Below are 26,752 nucleotides of genomic sequence, written 5' to 3'. Positions count from 1 at the left end.
ACGGTGCGCCGCCCGTGCCCGCACGGTAGGCCGCACCCGGGGCCGCTGCCACCCGGGCCCCCCTCGCGCGGATCCGCCCCGCCCGGCCCCTCCCGTCCGGCCCCCCGGCGCCCTAGGCTCACCGCCAGCAGCGCCGATCCCCGGGGAGCGCCCGTGCCCACGACCCCGCCCGCACCCACCCCGCCCGTGCCTCCGCCGTCCGTGCCGGCCCCGCCCGGCCCGACCGAGGTCGACGAGCGGTTCACCGCCCCGCCCGAGGACCGCGGCTGGACCACCGCGTACCTCCCGGCGTGGAGCTCGCGCGCGGCCGCGGCGGCGCGGGTGCGCACGGACGCCGAGGGCCTGCACCTCACGGTGCCGCCGGAGCACCCCGTCTGGTGCCCCGACCTGCACCACCCGCCGCTGCGGGTCTCGGCGGTGCAGAGCGGGAGCTGGTCCGGGCCGGTCGGCAGCACCCGCGGGCAGCAGCCGTTCCGGGCGGGGCTGCGGGTGCGCGAGGAGCAGCCGGCCCGGTGGGCGTACACCCCGCACCACGGGCGGGTCGAGGTCACCTGCCGGGCGGTCGTCGGACCGGGGTCGATGTTCTCGGCGTGGCTGATCGGCATCGAGGACGTGCCGGAGCGCAGCGGGGAGATCTGCCTGGTGGAGGTGTTCGGCGACACGGTCCGCACCGAGCCGGACGGGACCGTCACCGTCGCGCTCGGGTCCGGGGTGCACCCGTTCCGCGACCCCGCGCTGCGCGAGGACTTCACCGCCCCGCGCACCGCGCTCGACGTCGCCGGGCTCCACACCTACGCGGTCGACTGGCGGCCCGACGGCGTCACGTTCGAGGTCGACGGCGTGCCGACGCGCACGGTGCGCCGGGCGCCGGACTACCCGGTGCAGCTGGTGCTGGGTGTGTTCGACTTCCCCGACCTGCGGCACGACCCGGCCGGACCGGCGGTCCCGGAGCTCGTCGTCACTCGCGTGCGGGGCACCGCCGCGCAATGAGCTCGGTCGGGCGCGAGCCGGGGGCTAGCATCTCGCCCTTGTGAGCCGCCTCGTCGAGACCGTCGTCCCCGCCCGTCTCGGGGTGCCGTTCCGGTGGCTGCTCGCGTCGTCGTGGGTGAGCAACCTGGGCGACGGGATCGCCCTGGCCGCGGGCCCGCTGCTGGTCGCGTCGCTGACCGACGACGCGCGTCTCGTGGCCCTCGCCGCGACCGTGCAGTGGCTGCCGCCGCTGCTGTTCGGGCTGCTCGCGGGTGCGCTGGCGGACCGGTGGGACCGCCGGCGGATCGTGCTGGTCGTCAACGTCGTGCGGACGGTCGTGCTGGCCGCGCTCGCGCTGACGGTCGCGGGCGGGCACGCGACGATCACGCTCGTGCTGGGGCTGCTGTTCCTGCTCGGGACCGCGGAGGTCTTCGCCGACAACGCCGCGCAGACCTTCCTGCCGATGCTGGTCCGGCGCGACGACCTCGCGGTGGCGAACGCCCGGCTGCAGACGGGGTTCATCACCGTGAACCAGCTGGCCGGGCCGCCGCTGGGCGCCGCGCTGTTCGCGCTGGGCTCGGTGTGGCCGTTCGGCGCGCAGGCGGTGGTCGTCGGCGCCGCCGCGCTGCTGGTGGCCCGGATCGCGCTGCCGGCGCACCCGCGCGACCCGGCGACGCGCAGCCACCTCGGCCGGGACATCGCCGAGGGCTTCCGGTGGGTGTGGCACCACACGGCCGTCCGCACGCTCGTGCTGACCATCTTCATCTTCAACATCACGTTCGGCGCCGCGTGGTCGGTGCTCGTGCTGTACGCGACGCAGCGGCTCGGCATGGGCGAGATCGGGTACGGGCTGCTCACGACGGTGTCCGCCGCGGGCGGCCTGGCGGGCACCGCCACCTACGGCTGGATCACCCGCCGGGTGTCGCTCGGCAACCTGATGCGGATCGGCCTGGTGGTCGAGACCCTCACGCACCTGGGCCTGGCGCTGACCCGGCAGCCGTGGGTCGCGCTGGTGATCTTCTTCTTCTTCGGCGCGCACGCGTTCATCTGGGGCACGACGTCCGTGACGGTGCGGCAGCGCGCCGTCCCGGGGGCGCTGCAGGGCCGGGTCGGGGCGGTCAACACCGTGGGCGTGTTCGGCGGGCTGGTGCTCGGGTCCGGGCTCGGCGGGGTGCTCGCGGAGCACTGGGGCGTGGCGGCGCCGTTCTGGTTCGCGGCCGTGGGGTCGGCGGTGTTCGTCGTGGTGATCTGGCGGCAGCTGCGGCACGTCGCCCACGCGGACGAGGCGGCGGCGCCGCTGGACGAGGCGCCCGCCGAGGACGTCACCGGGGAGCGGTGACGAACACGTCCAGCAGCTCCGGGTGGTGGGCGTGCACCAGCACCCCGAACACCACCAGGTCGAACAGCAGGTGCACCGCCACGACGTACGACAGCGACGTGCTGCGCACGAAGATCCAGCCCTGCACCAGCGCGAACGGGATCGTGAGCAGCGGGCCCCACTCCCGGTAGCCGAGCTCCCACAGGAACGACACGAACACGGTCGCCTGCAGCAGGTTCGCCACCCACAGCCCCAGGTGGCGGCGCAGCAGCGCGAACACCACGCAGATGAAGAACAGCTCGTCCCAGATCCCGACGGCGTTCACCCCGACGAACAGCCGGGCGATCTCCGCCCCGCCGGTGATCTCCGGCCAGTTCCGGTACGCGCCGGACCCGATGAAGTAGAACGGCAGGATCAGGTAGCCCGCGACCGCCACCACGACCAGGTAGACCCACTGCGCGCGGGTCCAGCGTCGGCCGGTCGCGACCGGGAACCGGATGGTCCGCTGCCCGAACACCCACCGGGACAGCGCCCACGGCACGAGCACCGCCAGGGACAGCGCGACGGTGAACCGCAGCATCCCGGCGTCGGACAGGTCCGCCTCGAGGGAGATGGTCGAGATGATCGCCATGCCGGTGCCGATCAGCGCGAGGTCGCGGCCGAGCGCGCGGTCGACGAGCAGGCCCAGCACGACGCCCGCCACCAGCGGGAGGTAGCCGAGCGGCCGGACGTGCACCGCGAACAGCAGCACCGCGGACCCGCAGACGAGCGCCGCGGCGAGCAGCCCGGCGGGCGACCCGACGTGCCAGGCCGCGTGCACGGGCGGGCGGTCGTGGACGGCGAGGGTGTCGGCCCGTGCGTCGGTCGGCATGCGGGCACGATGTCACGGCTCGGGTCGGGCGGCGACAGGACGGCGGTCGGGTGCGACCGGCGTCAGGCGCCCGCGGTCTCCCACCCCGACGCCGCCGCGACGTCGCGCGCCACGACCTCGACGTCCCGCCCGTCGGTGGGCACGCGCGCGACCCACGCCCCGGCCGCGCGGTCGAGCAGCTCCGCGGCGGCCGCGCTGCGGTCGAGGTGCGCGCGCAGCTCGGTGCCGATCTCGCGGGCGCCGAGCCGGTCGTGGATGGTGCGGGCCGAGGCGGTGAGCAGGGCGCCGGTCACCCGCGCCCGGCCGCCGAGGGCGCGCACGACGAGCTCCCGCTCCAGGACGCTCACCGTGTTCACGTAGACGAGGCGCCGGTAGCCCGCGGCGGCGTACGTCGCCCAGACGGCGCGCAGGTTCGCCTCGGTCAGCCCGGTCCCCTGCGGGTCGCGCGCCGGCTTGGGGTACGCGGCGCTGAGGTTGTCCCCGTCGACCAGGCAGTGCGCGAGGCCGGCGCGCGCCCAGCGGGCGGACAGCTCGAACGCCACCGCCGACTTCCCGGAGCCGGAGCGGCCCGCGACCAGCAGGACCTCCGGCTCCGGGCGCGCGTCGACCGGGGTCATGCCGTGGGTGCCACGCCCGCGACCGGCTTGGTCCGCGAGCGGCCGGTGGTGTCCTTCAGCACGACGTACTTGAGGTCGACGTGCGGCTCCAGGGCGCTGAACTTGTCGTTCGGCGCGCCGATCACCAGCTGGAACCCGAGCCCGCGCCACGCGCCGATCGCGCGGCCGGTGAACCGGGCGTCGGCCTTGATCAGCGCCTCGTCGAGGAACACCGGCGCGTACCGGGGACGCTCCGCCCCGGCGTCGCCGAGCTGGTACCGCAGGGCCGCGCCGACGATGAACGCCACCAGCTCCTGCGACTCGCCACCGGACTTCTCCCCGATGTGGTCGTACAGCGCCACGTGGTTGCCCTCGAGGTCGACCTTCTCGGCGCTGAGCCGCACGTGGCGGCGCACGTCGACCAGGTCGGCGAAGTCGGGCGCGGTCCGGCGGATCCGGTCGATGACCTTCGCCATCCGGTGGTACCGGCGCTCCCGCTCGGCGTCGGTGGCCTCGGTCGCGAGCAGGTCGCGCAGGTCCTTGAGCTCCTTGCGGAACCGGGCGACGACCGTCGACTGGGTGTCGCGGGCGTCGATCCGCAGCCGGTGGTCGTCGTCGGCGAACGGCAGGTCCGCGAGGATGTCGTTGACCGGGCGGATCCGCTCCTTGATCTCCCGGACCGAGCGGCTGAGCGCGTTGTGCAGGTCGCTGAGGTCGTTGCCGGACAGGCGCAGCAGGCTCTTGCGCCACTCCGCCTCGAGCTCGTGCAGCCCGTTGGTCTCCAGCGCCGACAGGATGCGCTCGAAGTCCCCGTACGCGCCGTCGGGGTCGGTGCCGAGGTTCGGGTCGGGCCAGCGCTCGACGAACGTCTCGAACGTGCGGCGCAGCGACTCGCGCGCGGTGCCGATCGTCTGCTGGGCGGCCTGCCGGTCGCCCCGGAGGATCTCGTTCGCGCGCGCGACGGTGCCGTCGAACGCGGCCAGCGCCGTGACGGGCGCGGGTGCGACGGCGCCCGGGCCGCCGGACGAGCCGGTGCCGCCGAGCAGCGCGTCGAGGTACGCGCGCTGGTCGTCCCCGACCTCGACCCCGGCGTCCTGCGCCGTGTCCAGGGCGAGCTGGGCGACGTCGACCTCGTCGGTGACCGACGACCAGCGTCCGCCCAGGTCCTCGGCGGCGCCCTTGGTGCGGCCGACCTCCTCGGTGAGCGACCGGATCGTGGCCTCCAGCTCGGCGACCCGCTGCTGCAGGCGCGTCACCTCGGGGTTGCCGGCCGTGACGTCCTCGATGACCCGGGCCCAGCGCGCCTGCTCGGCCTCGACGGCGGCGACGTCGACCTGGTCCCAGCTGACGGCGTCGAGCTGCTCGTACGCGCGCAGCTCGACGTCGTGGGAGTCGAGACGCTCCTCGGCGGCCTGCACCTGCTGCTCGGCGGCCTCCAGGCGCACCTGGGCGGCGGCGATCTGCTCGTCCAGGTACGCGAGCCGGCGGCTGTTGGTGAAGCCGAGGACGTTCGCGTGCCCCTGGCCGCCGTGCGCGCCGCGGCGCCCCTCGGAGACCTGGCCGCCGCGGGTGAGCGCCTTGGCGTGCTGCGACAGCTCGCCGGGGGTGTCGACGCAGACGTAGGCGAACTTCGCGGCGAGCTCGCTGCGCAGCCAGCCGGTGAACGGCCCCGGGCGGAAGTCCAGCCGCCCCGGCAGCGTCCGGCCGTCGAGCGCCACGTCGGACGTCAGGTCCGTCGGCACGCCCTCGAACCGGATCCGGCGGCCGGTCGGCACGGCGTCGATCGCCCGGCGGAACGCCGTCAGGTGGGCCGAGTCGATCAGCAGCCGGGTCGCGAACCCGCCGAGCGCGAGGTTGAACGCCTCGCGCCACGGCTCGTGCTCCGTGCGGACCTCGATCAGCTCGGCGACGAACGGCAGCTGCTCGGGGGTGAGCCCGGCCGCCTCGGCCAGCGCCGCGCGGGCGCGGTGCAGCTCGCCGGGGATGTTGTCGGACCGGCGCGCGACGGCGTCGCGGTCGGACCGGAGCACGGCGAGGTCGACGCCGGCGGCCTTCTTCTCCGCCATCGCGGCGCCGAAGTCGGTGCGCGCGGCGGACTTCGCGTCGCCGTCGGACTGCGCCGCCCGGCCCCGGGCGGCGAGGGCGTCGAACTCCGCCTCGGTGCTGACGGCGGTGCCCAGGCCGGTGCGCAGCACCTCGTCGAGCCGGGTCCGCGCCCGGGTCACGCGCTCCAGCTTGTCCTGCGTGGCGCTGAGCTCGCGCTGCGCGGTCGCCAGCCGGTCGCCGCCGGAGGACCACAGGGTCTCCCGGACGCCGTCCAGCTCGGAGCGCGCCGCGGCGATCCGGCCGGTGGTCTCCACCGCGCGCCGCTCGGCCTGCTGGTGGCCGCGCTGCAGCTCCTCCTCGACGGCGCGCAGCAGCCCGAGGCGCCGCTCGTGCTTCCACAGCGCGGCGGGCGAGCCCTCGTCGTCGAACGTGCCCACCTGGTCGATCACGCGCAGCCGCTCGGCGGCCTCGTCGACGGCCGCGCGGTGCCCGCGGATCGCCTCCAGCGCCTTGACCTGCTGGCGGGCGGTGATCATCTGCTCGCGGGTGCCGGACAGCTTGTCGAACTGCTCGACCACGGCGTCCGCCGTGGCGAACGTGCTCGGCTCCTCCAGCACCATCGCCTTGTACAGGGCGTCGACGGTGGTGATCTGCTGGCCCGCCTGGATCCGGCCGAGCAGCGCGACCGCCTTGGTGCCGTCGCCGGTGGCGCCGATGCCCAGCGTGGAGTGCAGTCGCGCGGTGAACTCGCGGTCGGTGTCGAACGGCGTCAGGCCGAGCGCGACGACGACCGGCCGGGCGAACCGGTCCGCGGCCGCGTCCTCGAGCTCCCGCAGGTCGAACGGTCCGTCCGCCGTCGCGCGCAGCGCCAGCACGTCCTCGAGCGTCCGGGCGGCCGACGGGACGTACCAGGCGCGCACGCCGGTGAACTCGCGGCCGGCCTGGTCGACCCAGGTCATCGCGATCGCCGACCAGGTGTCCCGGTCGTCGCCGCGCAGCACCCGCTGCCGGGTGCCGTCCTCGGTCCGCGACTCGTCCACCTTGCCGCGCGCGTAGGACAGGATGTTGCGCTGGTCCTTGCCGCGCGGCCGGCCCACGACCCCGCCGTTGGACGCACCGTTGAACGGCGTGGTGTGCGGCATGAGCAGCGCGATGTAGGCGTCCATCAGCGTGGACTTGCCCGAGCCCGAGCCGCCCGACAGCAGCGTGGCGGTCGAGGCCAGGCGCACCCGGTGGTGGCCGTCGTAGCCGCCCCAGTTCACCAGCTGCAGGTCGCGGGCGACCCACTGCTGCCCGGTGGACGCGGCGGGCACCAGCCCGAACAGCGTGTCGACCATCGTCATCGCGCGACCTCCTCGGTCGTGGTGGTGCCCGTGTCCGCCGCGGCGGCCTCCTCGAGGGTCGGGCCGGGGTCGGGCTGCGGCTCGTCGCCGGTCTCGGGCGCGGCGTCGGCCTCGGACACGGCGTCGGTCTCGACCTCCGGCACCGCCTCGGCGTCCGGCTCGTCGATCACCAGCGGCTCACCGCCCGTGCGCACCTGCTCCCGCAGCCAGGCGCTGAGCTCGGCCAGCCGCTCGTTGCTGAGCACGATCTCGACCAGCGCCGTGACGCGGAACCGCCCCTCGGACTCCTCCTCGACGACGCCCTCCTTCGCGAGGCGTGCGACGGCGGTGCGGATCTCCCGCTGCCGCGCGGCGACGTTGGTGTCGTCGGGGTCGAAGTAGGTCAGCGCCGTCTGCTCGATCTCCTCGACGTCGACGCGCACCGACGCCTCCCCCGCGCTCTGCCCGCGCAGGTAGACGGACCGCAGGTGCACCAGCACCAGCGTCTCGGCGCGGGTGTACGCCTCGTCGCGCAGCAGCACCGGCACGTCGAGCTCGGCGGAGCGGACCTGCTTCTTGTACGCGACGCCGCGCTGGTGGTCGACGACCAGGTGCACGAACAGGTCGTGCAGCCGCGACTCGATGACCTGCTGGTTGTCGAGCAGGGTCCGCCACTGCGCGCGGTTCCTGTCCGCGAGCAGGAACCGGCGCTGGAGCAGCCGGACCAGGACGCGGCGGACGTCGGCGTCGAGCGTGCCGGAGTCGCCGGCGAACAGCTCGGCCGGGTCCTCCTCCATCGGCACGGGAGTGATGAACGGGTCGCCGGGCTCGACGACCTCGTCCGGCACCTCGGTCGTGGTGGTCTGGTCGGTCATCGGTCGCGTCCCTCGTCCTCGTCGTCCGTGCTCCTGGTGGTCACCGCGCCGAACGCGAACCGGCGGCGCGTGCCGTCGGGGCGGACCGCGTCCACGTAGGCGACCTCGTCCGTCTCGACCATGCCGCGCTGGTGCGCGATCTCCAGCAGCCCGAGCAGGTCCACCGGCCGGCGCAGCACCGCGGGGGCGGCGTTGAACGCCGCGGCGACGTCCACCTGCGCGGCGTCGCGCGCGAAGCCCCGCAGGTGCTGCCCCAGCTCGGCGTAGTGCGGCCCGCCCCAGGCCAGCGCCTCGTCGGCCGCGGCGTCGCCACCGTCGTCGTCCCACTCGGCGAGCGGGCTCGGCGGCTGGGCCCGGCGCAGGTCGCCGGCGGACTGCCGCAGGTGCTCGACCTCCGCGACGGGCAGCCGGCGCAGCGGGTCGACGGCCTGCCCCCGGCGGGCGCCGGGCACCCACGCCTGCAGGCCGGTCATGACGTCGCGGAGCAGCTCGTCGACCTGCCGGTCCCGCAGCGGGTCGTGGTTGCGGACCTGCGCGGTGATGACGTACGACGCCTCGCGCTGGGCGGTGAACACCTGGTCCAGGCCCTGCTCGATCCGCCGACCGATCTCCCGCAGCTCGGCGCGCTGCGGCGCGGGCAGCCGGCGGGTGAACCGGTGCCGCAGGACGACGTCGAGCTGGCTCGCGAGCTGGTCGAGCCGCTGCGGGTCGCCGATCAGGCGCAGCGCGCCGGCGAACGCGCGGCCCTCGGCGGTGGACTCCATGACGTGCTCGCCACGCTCCAGGTACTCGCGCAGCACCTCGCCGGTGGGCCGCTCGTCCTGACGCAGCGCGGTGACGACGTCGCGCTGCATCGCCTTGATCGACTCTGCGACGCGGGCGAAGTCCGCGGGCAGCTCCCGCACGAGGTGCAGGACGTTCTCCGCCTCCTCGAGCAGCTGCTCGTCGTCGACCTGCTCGACCGTCCCGGTCTTCTGCACGTGCTCGAGCTCGGCGCGCAGCCGGGCGATCTCGGCGTCGAGCCGGGCCATCCGCATGAGCACGTCGGGGTCGGCGTCCTCCGCGAGCCGCCCGACGGCGTCGAGCAGCGTCCGGACCCGGGACTGGGACACGCGCGCGCGGGTGCCGCCCGCGCGCCCGGCGACCTCGAGGGCCCCGACGGCGTGCGCGGACAGCTGGTAGACCTCGACGTCGTCGTCGAGGACCTGACGCACCAGCCAGCCCGCGTCGGCCCACTGGCGGCACAGGTCGCGCGCGGTGCCGGTGGGCAGGTTCTCCTCGTACCCGGCGGCGCGCAGCTGGTCGAGGGCGTCGCCGACCTCGGTGTGCGCGTCCGCGACCGGGACGTGGGGTCGCTCCGCGGTGAACACCACCGACAGCAGCGACACCACCAGGGGGGCGTACCGCTTGTGCAGCAGGTCCAGCATCGGGTTCTGGAAGGCCCGGACGGCGCCCAGGTACGCCCCTTCGGCACGAGTGATCATCGCCGGACAGCGTAGTTGCGGGGCGGGGGTGGTCGGGACCAGACCGCGCCCCGCGGCGCCGGGCTCAGACGCCGGCGCCCACGAGGGTGAGCACCTGCTCCAGCTCCGCGGCGTACCCGGGGACCAGCGGGGCCGCGAGCGCGTGGGCGCCGAACCCGAGCTTCTTCGCGACCGGCGCCGCCCGCACGGCGCTGTGCGCGACCAGTCCTCGGGTCGACACGAGCAGGTCCACGTGGGTGCGCTGGTCGGGGTACAGCTGCGCGCCGGTGGCGTAGCGGGCGTCGAACGCGGGGTCGAGGTGCGGTGCGTCGGTGGCGGCGAACAGGTGGGCCAGCTCCGCGAGCCGCCCGATCGCGCCGGGGCTGTGCTGCCGGTGCTCGTCGGCGTAGGCGTCGAGGAACCCGAAGTACGTGCCGCCCGACCGCAGGGTGTAGCCCGTCCAGAGCGTCTGCCCGCCGGCGACGAGGCGGAGCGCGAGCACGTCGCCGTCCCGCCGGAACCCGGCCAGCACCTCCCGGAACCAGCGCAGGGCGACGGGGTCGAGCCGGAGGGCGGCACCACCCCGCTCGCCGTCGCCCTTCCACCCGGAGGCCTGCAGGTCGACGAACGCGTCGTCCGCGCCGGGGTCGGCGCTCACGTCGTGCAGCTCGAGGGGGCCGCCGAGCTCGCGCTCGAGCTTGCGGACCCGGCGGCGCAGGTCCTTGCGCCGCCCGGAGCCCATGTGGTCGCACGCGAGCGGCGGGTCGACGACCATCGCGCGAGCGCCGGCGTCGAGGCGCCGCACGGACGGGAGGCTGGTCCGGGTCGCGAAGGCGCTGGTGGCGCGCCGCCGCTCGTGCACGAGCATCGAGGACCGGCGCAGCACCCGGGCGAGCGCGTCGGCGAGCGGGCCCTGGGCCGGGAAGTGCTGCAGCTGGACGAGCCCGGGCAGGCCGACCCGGCGTGCGCCGCGCAGCAGCGCCTCGAGCGCCTCGGTCTCGCGGCCCCGGCGCAGCAGCGGGTGGTGCCGGTCGGAGTGCGTCGTCATGAACCGGCCGCCGGTGGTGGCGGCGCGCACCGGGACGCCCGGGGCGACCGCCTTGGTGGTGACCGCGAGCGCCCCGACCCACTCCCCGCCGTCCTGGACGACGAGCAGCCGCAGGTCGGCGGCCTCCCCCGCGCGGTGCCGCGCGGGGACGAGGAACCGGGGGTCGAGGAACGCGTTGGGCTCGGCGGCGTCCTCGGCGAGGCGTCGCCAGGCCTGGACGTCGGCGTCGGTCACCGCGGGCAGGGCGATGAGACGGGTGTGCACGGTGTCCTCCGGGGGGTGGCGACGCTGCCGGTGAGCCTCGGTGCCCCGAGGCTAGTGTCCGGTTTGACCACTTTTGGGCTGATTCGCGGGTGAACTCGTCGCTCTCACCCGAACGGCCGGTGGGAAGAATCCCCGCGCGCCGGACGAGCGACCCGCCCTACCGTGACCGCGATCCCCCGACGACGAGAGGACCACCCTGTGCGCGAGCTCGTGTACTACGTCGCCGCCAGCCTGGACGGCTACATCGCCGGCCCGGACGGCCAGTTCGACGCGTTCCCCGTCACCGGCGACCACATCGCCTTCCAGGCCGCCGCGTACGCCGACACCCTCCCGACGGCCGCGGCGGAGCACCTGGGCGTCCCGCAGACCCGCAGCCGGTTCGCAACCGTGCTGATGGGCTGGAACACCTACGCCGTCGGCCTCGACCAGGGGGTCGACAGCCCGTACCGCCACCTGGAGCAGATCGTGTTCTCCCGGCGCCGCACCGGCACGGCCGAGAACCTCGTCGTCACGGACCGCGACCCCGTCGCGACGGTGCGCGCGCTCAAGGAGCAGCCCGGCGCGGACATCTGGCTCTGCGGGGGCGGCGAGCTGGCCGCACAGCTCGTCGGCGAGATCGACCGGCTGGTGGTGAAGCGCAACCCGCTGCTGCTCGGCGACGGCATCCCCCTGTTCGGCCGCACCGCGTACGCGCCGGTCGCGCTGGACCTGGTGGCGTCGCGGACGTTCGAGTCCGGTGTCGTGGTCGCGGAGCACGCGCGGCGGCGCTGACCCTCTCGCCTCCCCTGGCGGAGTGGATCACCGACGCCCTCGTGTGTATCGTCTGTCGATAACATCGAGAAACGATATGAGGAGACCGCCGTGCCGGAGAAGTCGCCGCTGTTCGCCCGCCCCGCCGACCTGTGGAGCGTGCTCGTCGTGGGCGCGGTCGTGATCGTCGCGAGCCTCGTCCGGCTGGTGGGCGACGTCGCCCGGCTGCTGCCGAACCGCGACGTCCCCGTCGACGTCCTGCTCACCGGCGCGCACGTCGAGCTGCCGATCGGCCCGGGCGGCGCGCTCGTGCCCGCCACCGTCGACGGCGCCGCCCTCCCGGTCTCCGACATGCCCGTGGCGACCTTCGCGTCCGCCCTGGGCGCCGCCGCGGTCCCGCCGCTCGCGACGATCGCCGTCACGGTCTGCGTGCTGCTGCTGTGCCGGCAGATGCTCTCGGGCCAGTTCTTCTCCCGCACGGCCACCCGCCTCATCACGGCCGCGTCGGTGCTGGTCGCCGGCGGCTGGGCGCTGCACCTCGCGTTCACCGTGATGGCCACCAACGGCGTCCTCGCCCTGGTCGCGGACCCCGCCGTCGCCGACGAGGTGCGCACCCCGGTGTCCTGGACGGCGATCCTCGCGGCGATGGCCGTCGGGGCGCTCGCCGCGGCGTTCGGCGCCGGCGAGCGGATGCAGCGCGACACCGAGGGCCTGGTCTGATGCCCCCCGAGGACGACGCCGGGCGGATCCACTGCCGGCTGGACGAGCTGCTGGCCGAGCGCGGGATGACGCTCACCCGGCTCGCCGAGCTGGTCGGGGTGACGGTGGTCAACCTGTCCGTGCTGAAGAACGACCGGGCGCGCGCGATCCGGTTCTCCACGCTGACGGCGGTGTGCGACGTGCTCGGGTGCCAGGTGGGCGACCTGCTGGTCGTGACGCCGCGCGGCGAGCCGGCACGGTGACACCGAGCGCCTGACGGGAGGCCGTCGACGAACCCGCGACGCCCGACCGCCTAGGACGCCCCGAACACCGCCGCGAACCCGAGGTCCCCCGCCAGCCGGGCGACGAGCTGGTCGTAGAACGCGTCGGTCTCGACCACCCGGACGTAGTGGCCGAACAGCTCGAACGAGACCGCGCCGAACAGCGTAGTCCACGCCATCAGCGTGCGGACCGTGACCTCGGGGGCGTCGTCGCCGGTCACGTCGCCGCGGGCCCGGGCGAACGCCAGCGCCTGCGCGACGGCCTCCTCGGCCCCCGCAGGCGCTCCGGCGGGGCGGGCGGGCGCAGCGCCCTCGGCCACGGCGGCGAGCACCACGCCGAGCAGCACCGCGACCACCCGGGTCGCCGGGACGACGGTGTCCTGCGGGGCGGCGTACCCCGGGACGGGACTGCCGTAGAGCAGCGCGAACTGGGCGGGGTGCGCGAGCGACCAGCGGCGGATCGCGCGGCACGCGGCGACCCAGCGGGCGCCGACCTCGGGACCCGCGGCGGCGTCCGCCTCCTCGACGGCCGCGCCGAGCGCGTCGTACGCCTCGACCAGCAGCGCCGTGAGCAGGTCGTCGCGACTGGGGAAGTACCGGTACACGGCCGACGACACCATGCCCACGTCCCGCGCGACCGCCCGCAGGCTCAGCCCTGCGGCCCCGTCCTGCGCCAGGCGGGCCCGCGCCGCGGCGAGGATCCCGGCGCGGACGGTCTCGCGGGCGAGCTGGCGGGCGGTCGGGGCGCGGGAGGTCACGCTGCATCCTGCGACAGGGAGAGCACCTGCCACAACCGAGAGCACTGCTCTTGCCAGGCGGCCCCGTGCGCGCCAGACTGACTCCGAGAGCACCGCTCTCCCTTAGTCGGAGGAGTCGTCATGACCGCATCCCACCTCGTCGTCGGGGCCGGCCCCGTCGGCCGCGCGCTCGCCGCCCTGCTCACCGCCCGCGGGGACGCCGTCACCGTCGCGACCCGCTCGGGCCGCCCGACCGGCGTGCCCGGGGCCCGGCACCTCGCGCTCGACGCCGCCGACGCCGAGGCGCTGCGCCGCGCCGCGGACGGCGCCGACGTGCTCTACAACGCCGTGAACCCGGGCAGCTACACGCAGTGGGCGCGGGTGTGGCCGCCCGTCGCCGCGTCGCTGCTCGCCGCCGCCGAGAGCTCCGGAGCGGTCTACGCGATCGTCGGCAACCTCTACCCGCTCGGCCGGGTCGACGGACCGATGCACGAGGGTCTGCCCGACGCCGCGGCGGACAGCAAGGGCGTCCTGCGGGCACGCCTGTGGGCCGACGCCCGCGCCGCGCACGAGGCCGGCCGGGTCCGCGCGGTCGAGGTGCGCGGCTCCGACTACGTCGGCACCGGCGTCGGGCACGTCAGCCGGGTGCTGCCCACCGCCCTGCGCGGCCGGCCGGTGACGATGGTCGGGCGCGTCGACCAGCCGCACACCTTCACCGACGTGCTGGACGTCGCCCGGACGCTCGTGGCCGCGGCGGACGACCCCGGCGCCCACGGCCGGGTCTGGCACGTCCCCAGCAACCCGCCGCGCACCCAGGCCGAGGCCGTCGCGGACGTGCTCGCCGCCGCGGGTCGCCCCGCCGTCCCGGTCCGCGCGATCGGACCCGCCGGTGTGCGCGCCCTGGGGCTCGTCTCCCCGCTGATGCGGGATCTCCGCCCCCTGCTCTACCAGTTCACCCGACCCTACGTGCTGGACTCCACCGCCGCGCAGGAGCGGTTCGGGATCGCCCCGACCCCGTGGGACGAGGTCTGCCGGCGGACCGCGGCGAGCGCGGGGGCCGCGGGGGTCACGGTGCGGGCGTAGGGCTCACGCGTCCGAGTCCTCCCGTCGCAGCCGGGAGAGTCCGACCAGGGCCCGACCGCCGAGACCGAGCGCGAGCGCGAGCAGCGCCACGGAGGTCGCCGCCACCCCGGTCACCGCCAGCACCCCGTCCCCGGTCCCGGGTGCACCGGCTCCGGGGGCACCGGCGTCGGCGGCCGGCCGGACGGCCACGGTCACGGTCGCGTGGGCGACCTGGCCGAGGTCGTCGGCGTAGGCCACCCGGAACGCGTCGGTCCCCGCGTACCCGGCGGGTGCGCGGTGCTCGAACGCCCCGTCCGCGCGCACCTCGAACACGACCGCCCCGGTGCCCGCGTCGGCGGACACCAGCTCCAGACCCGGGGCCACGCCCAGGTCCTGCGGGGTCACGACCGACGTGGTGCCGGCGACCGCGTCCACCCGCACGTCCCGCAGCACCGGCGGGGCCACCACCTCGAGGGTCACCTCGCCGCTGCCGGTCTGGCCGAGGTCGTCCCGCGCGACGAGCCGGACGGTGTCGGTCCCGACGAACCCGGCCGCGGCCCGGTACGTCAGCACGCCGTCGACGAGGTCGACGCTCCCGTACCGGGCACGCGCCTGCGTGACCTGCGCCGGGCGGCGCAGCCCCGGCAGCGCCAGACGGGCCACCGGCGCGGCGGCGGGCGGCTCGACGAGGCGGGCGACGTCGAGCTCGATGCTGCCCTCCGCGGCGATCCGCCGCGTCAGGTCGTGCACGAGGGGCGGCGCGTAGACGTGCACCGTCACCGTCGCCTGGGCCCGCTGACCGACGGCGTCCTCGATCGTGTAGTCCACGACCGTGCTGCCGACGAAGCCGGGCGCGGCGGTGAACAGCACGTCCTGTCCGTCGGGCGACGGCCGCGCGGTGCCGCCGTGCGACTGCCGCACCACCGCGTCGACCACCCGCGGCTCGTCCCCCGAGTCCCCCGCCAGCGCGTCGAGCGGGACGTCGACGACCTCCGAGGCCACGTCCGCGACGTCGTCGCAGGCGACCAGCGGGGGCGGCACGACCGTGACCGTGACGGTCGCTGTCGCCTGCTGCCCGAGGTCGTCCGCGTAGGTCACCGCGAACGAGTCGGTCCCGACGTACCGCGCGACCGCGTGGTGCCGGAACGACCCGTCGCCGAGCCGTTCGAAGCGCACGTCTCCCGCACGCTCGTCCACGGACACCAGCTCCAGGCCCGGGGGCACGCCCAGGTCGGCCTCCGTGACGACGGTCTCGGTGCCGTACGGGACCTCGAGCGCGACGTCCCGCAGCGTCGGCGGCGCGACGACCTCGACCTCGACCTCGCCGGTCGCCGTCTGCCCGAGGTCGTCGGTCGCGGTCAGCACCACGGTGTCGGTTCCGGTGAAGCCGGGCGTCGCCCGGTACGCGAGGACGGCGCCCACCAGCTCGACGTCGCCGTGCAGCGCCTCGGCCGCCGTGACCGTCGCGGAGCGTCGCAGGCCGGGCAGCGGCCCGGCACCCTGCGGCGGGTCGACCGAGCCGACCACCAGGGCCTGCACGTCGACGTCGACGGTCCCGTCCACGCCGACCCGGTGGCGCGCGCCCTCCAGCGCCGGGGGTGCGAACACCGTCACGGTGACGAGTGCCGTGTCGCGCTGGCCGAACCCGTCACCGACCTCGTAGCGCAGCGCGGTCCGGCCGACGAAGCCCTCCGCCGCCGTGAACAGCAGCGCAGCGCCGTCCGGGGAGGGACGCGCCGAGCCGTGCGCGGGGTCGACGTCGCTCACACCGAGCACGCGCAGCCCGTCCCCGTCGTCCCCGTCGAGGACGTCCAGGGCCGCGTCGACGGCACCGGACGGCAGGTCGACGGCGTCGTCGCGCGCGACCACCGGAGGCGGCACCGCGGTCACGCGCACCGTGGCGGTCGCCCGCTGCCCGAGGTCGTCCGCGTACTCGACCCGGAACGCGCTGGTCCCGACGTGGCCGGGCTCCGCGTAGTAGCGGAAGGTCCCGTCCGCGCGCGCCTCGAACGTCACGTCACCGGAGCCCACCTCCGCGGACACCAGGTCCAGCCCGGGGACGACCCCCAGGTCCGCCGGCGTGACGACGAGCTCCGTCCCGTACCGCACCTCCCGCGTCACATCACGCAGCACCGGCACGGCGACGACGGTCACCAGGACCTCGCCCGACCCCTGCTGCCCGAGGTCGTCGCGCGCGGTCACCTCGACCGTCGCGGTCCCGACGTACCCGGCCGGGGCCCGGTAGGTCAGCACGCCGCCGGTCACCGACGCGGTACCCCGGTCGGCCGACGCCGCGACGACCTCCGCGGGACGGCGCAGCCCCGGGAAGGTCCCGTCGCCCTGCGCGGGGGCGTCCGAGGACAGGACGAGCGCCTGGACGTCCACGTCGACGGTGCCGCCGACGCCCACCCGGGCGGCGCCGTCCCGCAGCGCAGGAACCGCGTACGCCGAGGCGGACACCGTCGACGCCGCCGCGAAGCCGTGCGCGTCGAGGACCTCGTACCGGACCGTCGCCCGACCGGCGAACCCGGGTGCCGTGTCCAGCAGGAGGTGGCTGCCGTCCGGGGCGACGCGCACCGCACCCGCCGCCGCCTCGAGCGAGGCCGTCACCACCCGCAGCGCGTCGCCGGAGTCGTTGGCCAGCACGTCGAGCCGGACGTCCCGGGCGCCCGCGGCGAGCTCCGCCGTGTCGGGGCGCGCCACGGCGGGCTCGACGAACGTCACCGTCGCCGGGGAACCCGCTGCCGACGCGGTGACCGGGTACGCGCCCGGGGTGCTCGCGGTGACGGGAGCCTCGTAACGACCGCCGGCCACCTCGCGGAACGCCCCGAGCGAGGCGCCGGGCACCGCGACGTCCGCGGTCGACCGCACCTGCGCGTCCGTGAGGCCGGTGAGCCCGACCCCGGATCCGTTGCGCAGGTCGAGGGTCACGGTGTGCGCGTGCTCGCCGTCCGCCCGACGCGGCCCGTCGGACACCGAGAGCGCGGAGTCCGCCGCCGAGTAGACGCTCGTGAACACCAGCGAGCGCGGGCTGCCCTGCGCGCCGGCGGTCACCTGGGCGGTCCCGGCGGTGGTGGAGGTCACCGGCGCGCGGTAGAGGCCGTACTCCGCCTCGTCCGCGCCCGGCTGTTCGACGAAGGCGCCGATCCGGGCGCCCGTCACCTGGAGACCGACCGCCTGCACGACCTGCGCGCTCGACAGCCCGCCGAGCGGCACCCCAGCGGCGCTCCGGACCCCGACCGTGACGTCGTGGGCGTCGAGCCCGTCCGCGCGGCGTTCGCCGGTCGAGGACGTGAGCGTCGAGTCCGCGGCGGACGACGTCCCCGGCAGGACGGTGATCGTGATGGTGGCGCTCTCCTGGAACGAGCCGAACCGCAGCGTCACCGGGACCTCGTAGGTGCCGGGCGTGGTGGGTCCGCCCCAGAGCTCGGCGATGCCCATGCACTGGTAGACGCCTCCCCCCTGGCCGATGCAGTCCGAGACCGGTCGCACCCCGAGACCCCGGGGCACGTCGCCCAGGGTCATCTCCAGCGTCACCCGGCCCATGCCGCGCACCAGCGAGGTCGCGGCGATGCGCGTGGTGGCGATGCGCTCGCCGGCGGTGAGCGTGAACGACGTCTGGAGCCAGGTGAAGCCCGCGGCCGCCGCGACGCCGGCCGGCGCCACGAGCGCGACCACCAGCAGCGACAGGGAGAGCAGCAGGGACAGCAGGCGCTTCGGCATCGGTGTCGGTCACGTCTCCGGAACTCGGCCCCGCGGTGGAGCGACGACGGCCCCGGGAGTCCGGGGCCGACGCCCAGTGCACCTCACGGCTCCGGGCCCCCCGGTGGTGTCGTGCTACTTCTCCGTAGCACGACACCGTGACCGCGTGCCGGCCGCGCTCCTCTTCAGTAGCGCACCCCGCGGCTCCGCGTCACCGCCCGTGCGGGTCCGTCCGGTTGAGCGTCTCGACGACCCGCGCGTAGTCGCCGCGCGCCTCGCCGTACCGGAGGAACTTCACCGCCTCGACCAGGATCTCGGTGGCGTCGGGCTCCGCCTCCACCAGCGCGAGCACCTCCGCGACGAACGCGTCCAGCGGCATCGCCGCCGCGTTGTCCTCGTGGCCCGGCATCAGGGGCGTGCGGACCGCCGGCGGCACCAGCTCGACCACCCGGACGCCGGTGCCCGCGAGCTGGAGGCGGATCGACTCGCTCAGCTGGTGGATCGCGGCCTTGCTCGCGTTGTAGCTGGGGGTCGCGGCGAGCGGCGCGAACGCCAGCCCGGAGGAGACCGTCATGATCGTCGCGTCGGGGCGGGTCTGCAGGTGCTCGACGAACGCGCCGATCAGCCGGACCGGCCCGAGCACGTTGGTGGTCACCGTCCGCACCGCGGAGTCGACGAACCCGGCCGGTGTGCGCCAGTCCTCGGCCTGCATGATGCCGGCCATCGCGACCAGCACGTTCACCTCCGGGTGGGTGGCGATCACGTGGGCGGACGCCGCGGCGATGCTCTCGGGGTCGGTCGTGTCGACCACGACCGTCCCGATGCCGGGGTGCTCGGCGGCGACCTGCTCCAGCACGGCGGCACGGCGCCCGCCGACCACGACGGTGTTCCCGCGCTCGTGCAGCGCGACGGCGAGGGCGAGACCGATGCCGCTGGTCGCGCCGGGGATGAAGACGGTGTTCCCGGTGATGTCCATGCCTCCACCCAACCGAACACCCCGGCACCCTGCCAGAGCAGGCCGATCGGGGGATCCGCGGTCCCTGGCTGCGCCGACGCGCCACGACGATGATGGGCGGGTGAACCGCGCCGAGCTCGCCGCCTTCCTGCGCCGCCGCCGCGAGGAGCTGCGCCCGCAGGACGTCGGCCTGCCCGCGGGCGTCCGCCGCCGGACCGCCGGGCTGCGCCGCGAGGAGGTCGCGCAGCTCGCCGTCATGTCCGTCGACTACTACACGCGCCTCGAGCAGCGGCGCGGCCCGCAGCCGAGCGTGCCGATGCTCGCCGCGGTGGCCCGCGCGCTGCAGCTCACCGACGACGAGCGCGACCACCTGTACCGGCTCGCCGGGCACGCCCCGCCGGACCGGCGCGGCACCGCCGCCGGGGTGCCGGGCGCGCTGCTGCGGGTGCTCGACCGGCTCGAGGACTCCCCCGCGCTCATCCTGTCCACCACGGGCGAGACGCTGGTGCAGAACCGGATGGCCGTCGCGCTGCTCGGGGACGCCTCCGGCTGGACGGGGCTGGACCGCAGCGAGGCCTACCGGTGGTTCACCCGCCCGGAGACCGAGCGGGTCCGGTACCCCGAGGCCGACCACGCCCGGCACTCCCGGGCGCTGGTCGCGTCGCTGCGGCTGGCGCACGGCGCGGACGGGCCCGGCTCCCGCGCCGCCGAGCTGGTCGACGCGCTCCTGCCGCGGTCGCCCGAGTTCGCGGCGCTGTGGGACCGGCAGGAGGTCGCCACCCGGTTCGAGGACCACAAGACGCTCGTGCACCCCGAGCTCGGGACGATCGAGCTCGACTGCCAGGCCCTGTTCACCGAGGACCGGTCGCTGGCGCTGCTCGTGCTGACCGCCCCCGCGCGGTCGCGGGGCGCCGAGCAGCTGCGCCTGCTGTCCGTCGTGGGCGAGCAGCGCTTCGCGTCCGAGCGGGCCTGAGTCGCTGCTAGCCTGACGCCGTGACCACCGCACCGACCCCTGCCCGACGGACCCCCGTCGTGCCCGGGTCGTGTTGTCGCCGCCCCCGACGCTGACGCGTCGCCCCGCGCCCCGCGCTCACCAGGAGCCCTCCCGCTCCCCGCAGCCGCTGCTCCCCCGGAGCCGCCGCCCCGCCCGAGCCCGGGCGCCCCGGAGCCGCCCGGCCTCGCGCCCGTCCGGCCCCACCCCCCCGCCGCGCCGGCGCCGCGTCCCGCGTGCCGCCGCCCGCCGCACCCCTCACACTGATCCCCTCGACGACCGGAGACCCGTCATGACCGCACGACCCCTCGCCCAGCGCCCCACCCGCACGCGCGCCCTCGCCGCGGCGGCCGTCGCCGCCACCGCGCTCGGCCTCGCCGCGTGCGGCTCGGGCTACGCGTCGGACGACGGCTCGGGCTCCACCGCCGCACCCGGCTCCGCGCTCGCCGCGGTCCAGGAGGCCGGGGTGCTGCGGGTCGGCACCGAGGGCACCTACTCGCCGTTCAGCTTCCACGACCCGGGCACCGACGAACTCACGGGCTACGACGTCGACGTCATCACCGCCGTCGCGGAGCAGCTCGGCGTCGAGGTCGAGTTCTCCGAGACCACGTGGGACTCGATCTTCGCGGGCCTGGAGGCGAACCGGTACGACGTGATCGCGAACCAGGTCAGCATCACCGACGAGCGCACCGCGAAGTACGACTTCAGCGAGCCGTACACGGTGTCCACCGGTGTCGTCGTGGTCCCGGCCGGCACCACGGACATCACGTCGCTCGCCGACGTCGACGGCAAGACCACCGCGCAGTCCGCGACGTCGAACTGGTCCACCGTCGCCGCCGACGCGGGCGCGACCGTCGAGTCCGTCGAGGGCTTCACGCAGGCGATCGCGCTGCTCAAGCAGGGCCGCATCGACCTGACGTTCAACGACAACCTCGCCGTCCTCGACTACCTGAAGTCGACCGGCGACACCGACGTCGAGATCGCGTTCGAGACCGACGACGTCGTCGAGCAGGGCTTCCCGGTCCTCAAGGGCTCCGACCTCGCACCCGCCATCGACGAGGCCCTGGACGCGCTGCGCGCCGACGGCACGCTCGCCGAGATCTCCACCACCTGGTTCGGCGAGGATGTCTCGCAGTGAGACCCCGGCGGGCGCGGACCCGGTCCGCCGCCGGTGAGGAGGGCCGGTGAACGACACCACCTGGGAGCTGGTGCGCACGTCCATCGGCCCGCTGCTCGAGGGCGCGGTGCGCGGCACGATCCCGCTGACGATCATCTCGTTCGCCGCCGGCCTCGTGATCGCGCTGCTGGTGGCGCTCGCCCGGCTGTCCCGGGTCCCGGTGCTGTCCTGGCTCGCGCGGGCGTACATCTCGGTGATCCGCGGGACGCCGCTGCTGGTGCAGCTGTTCCTCATCTTCTACGCGCTGCCGTCGCTCGGCGTCGTCATCGACCCGTTCCCGTCCGCCGTGATCGCGTTCTCGCTGAACGTCGGCGGGTACGCGGCGGAGACGATCCGGGCGGCGATCCTGTCCGTCCCGCGCGGCCAGTGGGAGGCGGCGTCGACCATCGGCCTCGGTCCGACGATGACGCTGCGCCGGGTGGTGCTGCCGCAGGCCCTGCGGGTGTCCGTGCCGCCGCTGTCGAACACCTTCATCTCCCTGGTGAAGGACACCTCGCTCGCCTCGACGATCATGGTGACCGAGCTGCTCCGCAAGGCCCAGGAGATCGCTGCCCCGACGTACGAGTTCATGACCCTGTACTCGCTGGCCGCGGTGATCTACTGGCTGATCTGCCTGGTGCTCTCGTCCGCGCAGGGACGGCTCGAGCGGCGCCTGGACCGGTACGTGGCGACATGACGGAGCGCAGCATGACGACCCCCTCCCCCGGCACGCCGCTCGTGCAGGTGCGTGGCCTGACCAAGTCGTTCGGCGACAACCAGGTGCTGCGCGGCATCGACCTCGACGTCGCCCCCGGCAGCGTCACGGTCGTCATCGGACCGTCCGGCTCGGGCAAGACCACCCTGCTGCGCTGCCTCAACGCCCTCGAGATCCCCGACGCCGGCACCGTCGAGGTCGCCGGCGTGCGCCTGGACTTCACTGCACGCCGCAGCCAGGCCGAGCTGCGGCGCCTGCGGGCCCAGTCCGGGATGGTGTTCCAGTCGCACCAGCTGTTCCCGCACCGGACCGCGCTGGAGAACCTGGTCGAGGGCCCCGTGCACGCCCAGCGCCGCCCGGTCGCCGAGGCCACCGCCGAGGCCCGCGCCCTCCTGGAGAAGGTCGGCCTGGGCGCGAAGGCCGACGCGTACCCGCACGAGCTCTCCGGCGGGCAGCAGCAGCGCGTCGGCATCGCGCGGGCGCTCGCGCTGCGCCCCCGGCTGATCCTGTTCGACGAGCCGACCTCCGCGCTCGACCCCGAGACCGTCGGCGAGGTGCTGACCGTCATGCGCGACCTCGCCGCCGAGGGCTGGACGATGGTCGTCGTCACCCACGAGATCCGGTTCGCCCAGCAGGTCGCGGACCACGTGCTGTTCATCGACGGCGGCGTGGTCGTCGAGGAGGGGCCGCCCGCCGAGGTGCTCGGCCGGCCCGCGCACGAGCGGACGCAGCAGTTCCTGCGGCGGATCCTCGACCCGCTGTAGGCGCCGTACCGGGCCGCCCGACACGCTGACGCACCGCGGGTGGACGACGAAGGCCCCGACCCTGGCGGGGGTCGAGGCCTTCGTCGTCGCTGTCTCAACGAGTGTCCGGAGGGGGACTTGAACCCCCACGCCCGTTAGGGCACTAGCACCTCAAGCTAGCGCGTCTGCCATTCCGCCACCCGGACAGGTGTCTCCCGAACGGTCGTCGTGAGGCGCACACCGGCGCCCTGACAACCCCTCAGGTGCGGGAGAAAACCTAGCACGGACTTGCCGCCGAGCACGCATCCGCAGGTAGGAGCACACTGGCCGGAGCCCGCGAGCCGCGCCGAGACCGCCTCGGGACGCCCCTGCCGCGGTGCGGAGGTGATGCACGTCATGGCGGAGCAGATGGGCGGCACCCGGCGGGTGGCCGGACCGCGACGGCCCGGCCCGGCGACGGGGGACGACGGCGTCCCGCGCTGGCTGCGGACCTCCGCGGGCGTCACCTGGCGGATGCTGGTCCTGCTCGCCGGGGTGGCGCTGGTCTTCTTCGCCACGTCCCAGGTGCAGCTGCTGTTCGTCGCCGTGTTCATCGCGTTCGTGTTCACCGCCGTGCTGCGCCCGGTCGTCGACTTCTACAGCCGCGTGATGCCCCGGCCGCTGGCGACGGCCCTCGGGCTGCTGTCCGGGTTCCTCGTGCTCGCCGGGATGGTGTTCTACGTCGGCTACTCGGTCGCCAACCAGTGGCAGGCCCTGTCCCGGCAGTTCGGCGACGGCATCGACCAGATCGTCGACTTCCTGGAGAACGGGCCGCTGCCGGTCTCGATCACCAACGAGCAGATCGCCGAGTGGATCGACAACGGCCGCGAGTGGATCCAGCAGCACGCCGGGGACCTCGCGAGCCAGGCGGCGGCGTCGGCGGGCTCCGTGGTCGAGGTGTTCACGGCACTGGCGCTGTCGGTGTTCTGCGCGATCTTCTTCCTCGCGCGCGGCGCGGAGATGTGGACGTGGTTCGTCAACCAGATGCCGGCCGGCGCGCGTGAGTCCTGGAAGACCGCGGGCGGCGCGGGCTGGTACACGTTCTCCGGCTACACCCGGGGCACCGTCATCATCGCCGTGACCGACGGCATCCTCGCGTTCGTCCTTTTGTCGCTGATCGGGGTGCCGCTCGCCGCTCCGCTCGCCGTCCTGGTGCTGATCGGCGCGTTCATCCCGCTGATCGGCGCGCCCGCGGCGATGGTCGTCGCGATGATCGTCGCGCTCGCCGCCAACGGGCCGGTGCAGGCGGCGGTCGTCGGCATCGGCATCGCGCTGATCGGGCAGTTCGAGGGCCACGTGCTCCAGCCGCTCGTGATGGGCAAGCAGGTGTCCCTGCACCCGGTCGTCGTCGCGCTGGCGGTGACCGGTGGCACGCTGACCGCGGGGATCCTCGGCGCGGTGATCGCCGTGCCGCTCGTCTCGGTCGCGTGGGCGATCTACTCCCGGTTCCACCAGACGGACCCGCCGATGACCACCGAGGAGGCGGCGCCGGTCGTCGACCCCGCGGACGAACCGGCCGACGAGGGCGACGCCTCCCCCGCGTGACCCACCTCACGCACCCGGTTCGTCCCCGTTCGTCCCCGGCGGGAACTCCCCGGCCGGGTCGACCGTTGGAGCGCTGACCTGACGGGCGACCTGGAGAGAGATGGACAGCGACAGTAGGCACCCCCTGGACCGGCACGAGACCGCGACGGGGGGTGAGAGGTGATGTGGGTCCTGTCCCTGCTGCTCGGCCTGGTGGTCGTGCTGGCGATCACCGCGGTGACCGGCTACTTCGTGGCCCAGGAGTTCGCGTACATGGCCGTCGACCGGTCGCGCCTGAACGCGCGCGCGGCCGACGGCGACGCCGGTGCCCGGCGCGCGCTCCAGGTGACGCGCCGCACGTCGTTCATGCTGTCCGGCGCCCAGCTCGGCATCACCGTGACCGGGCTGCTGGTCGGCTACGTCGCGGAGCCGCTGATCGGCGAGTCGCTCGGTGAGGCGCTCGGCGGCGTCGGGGTCCCCACCGGGGTGGGCATCGCGGTCGGCACCGTCCTCGCCCTGCTGGTGTCGACGCTCGTGCAGATGCTGTTCGGCGAGCTGTTCCCGAAGAACCTCGCCATCTCCCGCCCCGAGCCCGTCGCGGTGGCGCTCGCCACGTCGACCACGCTGTACCTGCGGGTCTTCGGCTGGTTGATCCGGGTGTTCGACTCCGCGTCCAACGCGCTGCTGCGCGTGCTGCGGATCGAGCCCGTGCACGACGTCGAGCACTCCGCGACGGCGCGCGACCTCGAGCACATCGTCGCGGAGTCCGCCGAGAGCGGTGACCTCCCCCGCGAGCTGTCGATGCTGCTCGACCGCATCCTCGACTTCCCGGACCAGGACGTCGAGCACGCGATGATCCCCCGGTCCCGCGTCGACGTGGTCCGCGTCGGCGACACCGTGACCCAGGTCCGCGAGCTCATGGCCAGCGGGCACTCCCGGTACCCGGTGCTCGGGCCGGACGACGAGGTGCGCGGCGTCGTGCACCTCCAGGACGTGCTCGCGGTCGCCGGCCCGTCGCAGGCCCCGGTCGAGACGCTGATGCGCCCGGCCGCACTGCTGCCGACGTCGATGAGCCTGCCCGACGCGCTCGGACAGCTCGCCACCACCCGCAACCAGCTCGCGTGCGTGCTCGACGAGTACGGCGGCCTGGCCGGCGTCCTGACGTTCGAGGACCTCGCGGAGGAGCTCGTCGGCGAGATCACCGACGAGCACGACCCCGGCGACTTCCCCGCGACGCTGGTGGAGGACGACGGCACCTGGACGATGGCCGGCGACGTGCACGTCGACGAGGTGGAGCGCGCCGTCGGGCGCGACCTGCCGCGCGGCGACCACGAGACCATCGGCGGTCTGGTCATCGCCGCGCACGGCTCCCTGCCGGCGGCCGGCACGAGCGTCGTCGTGCTGCTGCCCGACGACCCCGGGGAGCTCGCCCACGCCGGCGAGCCCGACCCGGTGTGGATGCGCGTCGACGTGCTGACGATCGAGCGGCACGTGCCCGCGCTGGTCCGCGTCACCGTCCCCGCCGACCCGCCGCCCACCGAGGACGAGCGCGCCGCCGCCATCACCCGCGACCAGGAGGAGGACCGATGAGCGACCCCGTCGTCGTCATCGCGATCACCGTGGCCCTGATCGCGCTCAGCGCGTTCTTCGTCGCGGTCGAGTTCGCGGCGCTCGCCGCCAAGCGGTACCGCCTCGAGGAGGCCGCGCCCCGCAGCCGGTCGGCGCGCGCCGCGCTGCGCAGCTCCACCGAGCTGACCGTGCTGCTCGCCGGGTCCCAGCTCGGCATCACCGCGTGCACGCTCGCGCTCGGCGCCATCACCAAGCCGGCCGTGCACCACTGGCTGACCCCGTTGTTCGCCGACTGGGGCGTCGCGCTCTGGGTCGCCGACGCCGCGGGCTTCGTGCTGGCCCTCGTGATCGTGACGTTCCTGCACCTCGTGGTCGGCGAGATGGCCCCGAAGTCCTGGGCGATCGCGCACCCCGAGACGTCCGCGATCCTGCTGGCCACGCCGATGCGCGCGTTCATGTGGCTGACCCGGCCGGTGCTGCGGGTGCTGAACGAGGCCGCGAACTGGTGCCTGCGCAAGGTCGGCGTCGAGCCGGCCGACCAGGTCGCCACCGGCCAGAACCCCGACGACCTGCGGCACCTCGTCGAGCACTCCGCGAACGTCGGTGCCCTCGACGAGGCCTACTCGGCGCAGATCACCGGCGCCCTGGAGCTCCAGACGATGACCGTGCAGGACCTCGTCGCGGCCGGCGGGGGGCCCACGTCGGTGCGCCCCGGCGCCACGATGCACGAGGTCCGCGCGATCAGCCGCACCTCGGGGCACCTGCGGGTGCTCGTCGGCTCGGGCGAGGCGCTGGACGGCGTGGTGCACGTGCGCGACACCCTCGCGCACGACGACGACGCCCCCGTGGCGCCGATCGTGCGGCCCGTGCTGCGGCTGCCCGCCGACGCACCGGTCGCGGCCGCGCTCACCGAGATGCGCGAGAAGCGACGGCACCTGGCGGTCGTGGTCGACGGCGAGCGGGTCGTCGGGGTCGTCACCCTGGCGGACGTCCTGGCCCGCCTCTTCCCGGTCGCGACGGGCAGCCCCACCCCCGCCTGACCGGCCGCGGGCCGCGG

At 75.1% G+C, this 26,752-nt stretch carries 22 protein-coding genes and 1 tRNA gene; 13 read left to right on the top strand and 10 right to left on the bottom strand.

Annotated features, from left to right (window positions below; all coding sequences use genetic code 11):
* Positions 1–153: 153 nt before the first annotated feature.
* Positions 154–990, top strand: coding sequence for a glycoside hydrolase family 16 protein (locus ACFVXN_RS04910; protein WP_389228209.1), 837 nt, complete (start codon positions 154–156; stop codon positions 988–990).
* Positions 991–1,030: 40 nt separating this feature from the next.
* Entirely contained in the window at positions 1,031–2,308 is a 1,278-nt protein-coding gene (locus ACFVXN_RS04905) for an MFS transporter (protein ID WP_389228206.1), read from the top strand.
* Here the strand turns inward: ACFVXN_RS04905 and ACFVXN_RS04900 are convergent.
* The 6 genes from ACFVXN_RS04900 to ACFVXN_RS04875 all read right to left on the bottom strand — a co-directional run bounded on the left by ACFVXN_RS04900 (position 2,292) and on the right by ACFVXN_RS04875 (position 10,772).
* On the bottom strand, positions 2,292–3,158 hold the full coding sequence (locus ACFVXN_RS04900) for a type II CAAX prenyl endopeptidase Rce1 family protein (RefSeq protein ID WP_389228202.1): 867 nt from the start codon (positions 3,156–3,158) through the stop codon (positions 2,292–2,294). The genes ACFVXN_RS04905 and ACFVXN_RS04900 overlap by 17 nt on opposite strands.
* 62 nt (positions 3,159–3,220) lie before the next feature.
* Positions 3,221–3,775 carry an adenylyl-sulfate kinase gene (locus ACFVXN_RS04895; protein WP_389228199.1) on the bottom strand — a complete coding sequence of 185 codons (555 nt, stop codon included), beginning with the start codon at positions 3,773–3,775 and terminating at the stop codon, positions 3,221–3,223.
* Positions 3,772–7,143, bottom strand: coding sequence for an ATP-binding protein (locus tag ACFVXN_RS04890; RefSeq protein WP_389228196.1), 3,372 nt, complete (start codon positions 7,141–7,143; stop codon positions 3,772–3,774). The genes ACFVXN_RS04895 and ACFVXN_RS04890 overlap by 4 nt, the downstream gene beginning before the upstream one ends.
* Positions 7,140–7,997, bottom strand: coding sequence for a DUF4194 domain-containing protein (locus ACFVXN_RS04885; RefSeq protein ID WP_389228193.1), 858 nt, complete (start codon positions 7,995–7,997; stop codon positions 7,140–7,142). Before ACFVXN_RS04885 ends, ACFVXN_RS04890 begins: the two co-directional genes overlap by 4 nt.
* Positions 7,994–9,481 (bottom strand): DUF3375 domain-containing protein, encoded by a 1,488-nt coding sequence (locus tag ACFVXN_RS04880; protein ID WP_389228190.1) that lies wholly within the window; start codon positions 9,479–9,481, stop codon positions 7,994–7,996. The genes ACFVXN_RS04885 and ACFVXN_RS04880 overlap by 4 nt, the downstream gene beginning before the upstream one ends.
* A gap of 64 nt (positions 9,482–9,545) precedes the next feature.
* Complete coding sequence (locus ACFVXN_RS04875; protein ID WP_389228187.1) at positions 9,546–10,772, bottom strand: GNAT family N-acetyltransferase; 1,227 nt, start codon at positions 10,770–10,772, stop codon at positions 9,546–9,548.
* Positions 10,773–10,970: 198 nt separating this feature from the next.
* Between ACFVXN_RS04875 and ACFVXN_RS04870 the strand changes: the two genes are divergently transcribed.
* The 3 genes from ACFVXN_RS04870 to ACFVXN_RS04860 all read left to right on the top strand — a co-directional run bounded on the left by ACFVXN_RS04870 (position 10,971) and on the right by ACFVXN_RS04860 (position 12,484).
* Positions 10,971–11,543 (top strand): dihydrofolate reductase family protein, encoded by a 573-nt coding sequence (locus ACFVXN_RS04870; RefSeq protein ID WP_389228184.1) that lies wholly within the window; start codon positions 10,971–10,973, stop codon positions 11,541–11,543.
* Positions 11,544–11,633: 90 nt separating this feature from the next.
* On the top strand, positions 11,634–12,242 hold the full coding sequence (locus ACFVXN_RS04865; RefSeq protein ID WP_389228181.1) for a hypothetical protein: 609 nt from the start codon (positions 11,634–11,636) through the stop codon (positions 12,240–12,242).
* Positions 12,242–12,484 carry a helix-turn-helix domain-containing protein gene (locus ACFVXN_RS04860; protein ID WP_389228178.1) on the top strand — a complete coding sequence of 81 codons (243 nt, stop codon included), beginning with the start codon at positions 12,242–12,244 and terminating at the stop codon, positions 12,482–12,484. Before ACFVXN_RS04865 ends, ACFVXN_RS04860 begins: the two co-directional genes overlap by 1 nt.
* Positions 12,485–12,534: 50 nt before the next feature.
* On the opposite strand, the gene ACFVXN_RS04855 is transcribed toward ACFVXN_RS04860, so the two are convergent.
* Positions 12,535–13,260: a TetR/AcrR family transcriptional regulator gene (locus ACFVXN_RS04855; RefSeq protein ID WP_389228175.1), complete on the bottom strand. Its 726-nt coding sequence runs from the start codon at positions 13,258–13,260 to the stop codon at positions 12,535–12,537.
* Positions 13,261–13,380: 120 nt separating this feature from the next.
* Here ACFVXN_RS04855 and ACFVXN_RS04850 point away from each other — a divergent pair, with 120 nt between their 5' ends.
* Complete coding sequence (locus ACFVXN_RS04850) at positions 13,381–14,322, top strand: NAD-dependent epimerase/dehydratase family protein (RefSeq protein WP_389228172.1); 942 nt, start codon at positions 13,381–13,383, stop codon at positions 14,320–14,322.
* A gap of 3 nt (positions 14,323–14,325) precedes the next feature.
* Here ACFVXN_RS04850 and ACFVXN_RS04845 read toward each other — a convergent pair whose 3' ends face one another.
* A complete protein-coding gene (locus ACFVXN_RS04845) occupies positions 14,326–18,024 on the bottom strand; it encodes an Ig-like domain-containing protein (protein ID WP_389228169.1) in 3,699 nt (1,232 codons plus the stop codon).
* A gap of 190 nt (positions 18,025–18,214) precedes the next feature.
* A complete protein-coding gene (locus ACFVXN_RS04840; RefSeq protein WP_389228166.1) occupies positions 18,215–18,979 on the bottom strand; it encodes an SDR family oxidoreductase in 765 nt (254 codons plus the stop codon).
* A 100-nt stretch (positions 18,980–19,079) separates the two neighbouring features.
* On the opposite strand from ACFVXN_RS04840, the gene ACFVXN_RS04835 reads away from it, so the two are divergent.
* The 4 genes from ACFVXN_RS04835 to ACFVXN_RS04820 all read left to right on the top strand — a co-directional run bounded on the left by ACFVXN_RS04835 (position 19,080) and on the right by ACFVXN_RS04820 (position 22,584).
* Positions 19,080–19,931, top strand: a complete 852-nt coding sequence (locus ACFVXN_RS04835; protein WP_389228163.1) for a helix-turn-helix transcriptional regulator — start codon at positions 19,080–19,082, stop codon at positions 19,929–19,931.
* A 310-nt stretch (positions 19,932–20,241) separates the two neighbouring features.
* On the top strand, positions 20,242–21,087 hold the full coding sequence (locus ACFVXN_RS04830; RefSeq protein ID WP_389228160.1) for an amino acid ABC transporter substrate-binding protein: 846 nt from the start codon (positions 20,242–20,244) through the stop codon (positions 21,085–21,087).
* A 46-nt stretch (positions 21,088–21,133) separates the two neighbouring features.
* A complete protein-coding gene (locus ACFVXN_RS04825; protein WP_389228157.1) occupies positions 21,134–21,802 on the top strand; it encodes an amino acid ABC transporter permease in 669 nt (222 codons plus the stop codon).
* Between the two features lie 11 nt (positions 21,803–21,813).
* Positions 21,814–22,584, top strand: a complete 771-nt coding sequence (locus ACFVXN_RS04820) for an amino acid ABC transporter ATP-binding protein (protein ID WP_389228154.1) — start codon at positions 21,814–21,816, stop codon at positions 22,582–22,584.
* A 102-nt stretch (positions 22,585–22,686) separates the two neighbouring features.
* Here the strand turns inward: ACFVXN_RS04820 and ACFVXN_RS04815 are convergent.
* Positions 22,687–22,769, bottom strand: a tRNA-Leu gene (locus ACFVXN_RS04815).
* A 190-nt stretch (positions 22,770–22,959) separates the two neighbouring features.
* On the opposite strand from ACFVXN_RS04815, the gene ACFVXN_RS04810 reads away from it, so the two are divergent.
* From ACFVXN_RS04810 to ACFVXN_RS04800, 3 genes are all read left to right on the top strand, one after another.
* Positions 22,960–24,147, top strand: coding sequence for an AI-2E family transporter (locus tag ACFVXN_RS04810; RefSeq protein ID WP_389228151.1), 1,188 nt, complete (start codon positions 22,960–22,962; stop codon positions 24,145–24,147).
* A gap of 162 nt (positions 24,148–24,309) precedes the next feature.
* Positions 24,310–25,716 (top strand): hemolysin family protein, encoded by a 1,407-nt coding sequence (locus tag ACFVXN_RS04805; RefSeq protein WP_389228148.1) that lies wholly within the window; start codon positions 24,310–24,312, stop codon positions 25,714–25,716.
* Entirely contained in the window at positions 25,713–26,735 is a 1,023-nt protein-coding gene (locus ACFVXN_RS04800) for a hemolysin family protein (RefSeq protein WP_389228145.1), read from the top strand. Before ACFVXN_RS04805 ends, ACFVXN_RS04800 begins: the two co-directional genes overlap by 4 nt.
* Positions 26,736–26,752: the final 17 nt, after the last annotated feature.

It is taken from the genome of Cellulomonas sp. NPDC058312, assembly GCF_042880135.1.
Classification (GTDB): domain Bacteria; phylum Actinomycetota; class Actinomycetes; order Actinomycetales; family Cellulomonadaceae; genus Cellulomonas.
This window is presented reverse-complemented; position numbering and strand designations above follow the sequence as displayed.

Excerpts from the sequence above, each read along its gene's own strand:
- ACFVXN_RS04885 (WP_389228193.1), bottom strand. The coding sequence starts at position 7,997 with ATGACCGACCAGACCACCACGACCGAGGTGCCGGACGAGGTCGTCGAG.
- ACFVXN_RS04900 (WP_389228202.1), bottom strand. The coding sequence starts at position 3,158 with ATGCCGACCGACGCACGGGCCGACACCCTCGCCGTCCACGACCGCCCG.
- ACFVXN_RS04830 (WP_389228160.1), top strand. The coding sequence starts at position 20,242 with ATGACCGCACGACCCCTCGCCCAGCGCCCCACCCGCACGCGCGCCCTC.
- ACFVXN_RS04805 (WP_389228148.1), top strand. The coding sequence starts at position 24,310 with ATGTGGGTCCTGTCCCTGCTGCTCGGCCTGGTGGTCGTGCTGGCGATC.
- ACFVXN_RS04890 (WP_389228196.1), bottom strand. The coding sequence starts at position 7,143 with ATGACGATGGTCGACACGCTGTTCGGGCTGGTGCCCGCCGCGTCCACC.
- ACFVXN_RS04880 (WP_389228190.1), bottom strand. The coding sequence starts at position 9,481 with ATGATCACTCGTGCCGAAGGGGCGTACCTGGGCGCCGTCCGGGCCTTC.
- ACFVXN_RS04810 (WP_389228151.1), top strand. The coding sequence starts at position 22,960 with ATGGCGGAGCAGATGGGCGGCACCCGGCGGGTGGCCGGACCGCGACGG.
- ACFVXN_RS04840 (WP_389228166.1), bottom strand. The coding sequence starts at position 18,979 with ATGGACATCACCGGGAACACCGTCTTCATCCCCGGCGCGACCAGCGGC.
- ACFVXN_RS04820 (WP_389228154.1), top strand. The coding sequence starts at position 21,814 with ATGACGACCCCCTCCCCCGGCACGCCGCTCGTGCAGGTGCGTGGCCTG.
- ACFVXN_RS04895 (WP_389228199.1), bottom strand. The coding sequence starts at position 3,775 with ATGACCCCGGTCGACGCGCGCCCGGAGCCGGAGGTCCTGCTGGTCGCG.
- ACFVXN_RS04860 (WP_389228178.1), top strand. The coding sequence starts at position 12,242 with ATGCCCCCCGAGGACGACGCCGGGCGGATCCACTGCCGGCTGGACGAG.
- ACFVXN_RS04800 (WP_389228145.1), top strand. The coding sequence starts at position 25,713 with ATGAGCGACCCCGTCGTCGTCATCGCGATCACCGTGGCCCTGATCGCG.
- ACFVXN_RS04845 (WP_389228169.1), bottom strand. The coding sequence starts at position 18,024 with ATGCCGAAGCGCCTGCTGTCCCTGCTGCTCTCCCTGTCGCTGCTGGTG.
- ACFVXN_RS04850 (WP_389228172.1), top strand. The coding sequence starts at position 13,381 with ATGACCGCATCCCACCTCGTCGTCGGGGCCGGCCCCGTCGGCCGCGCG.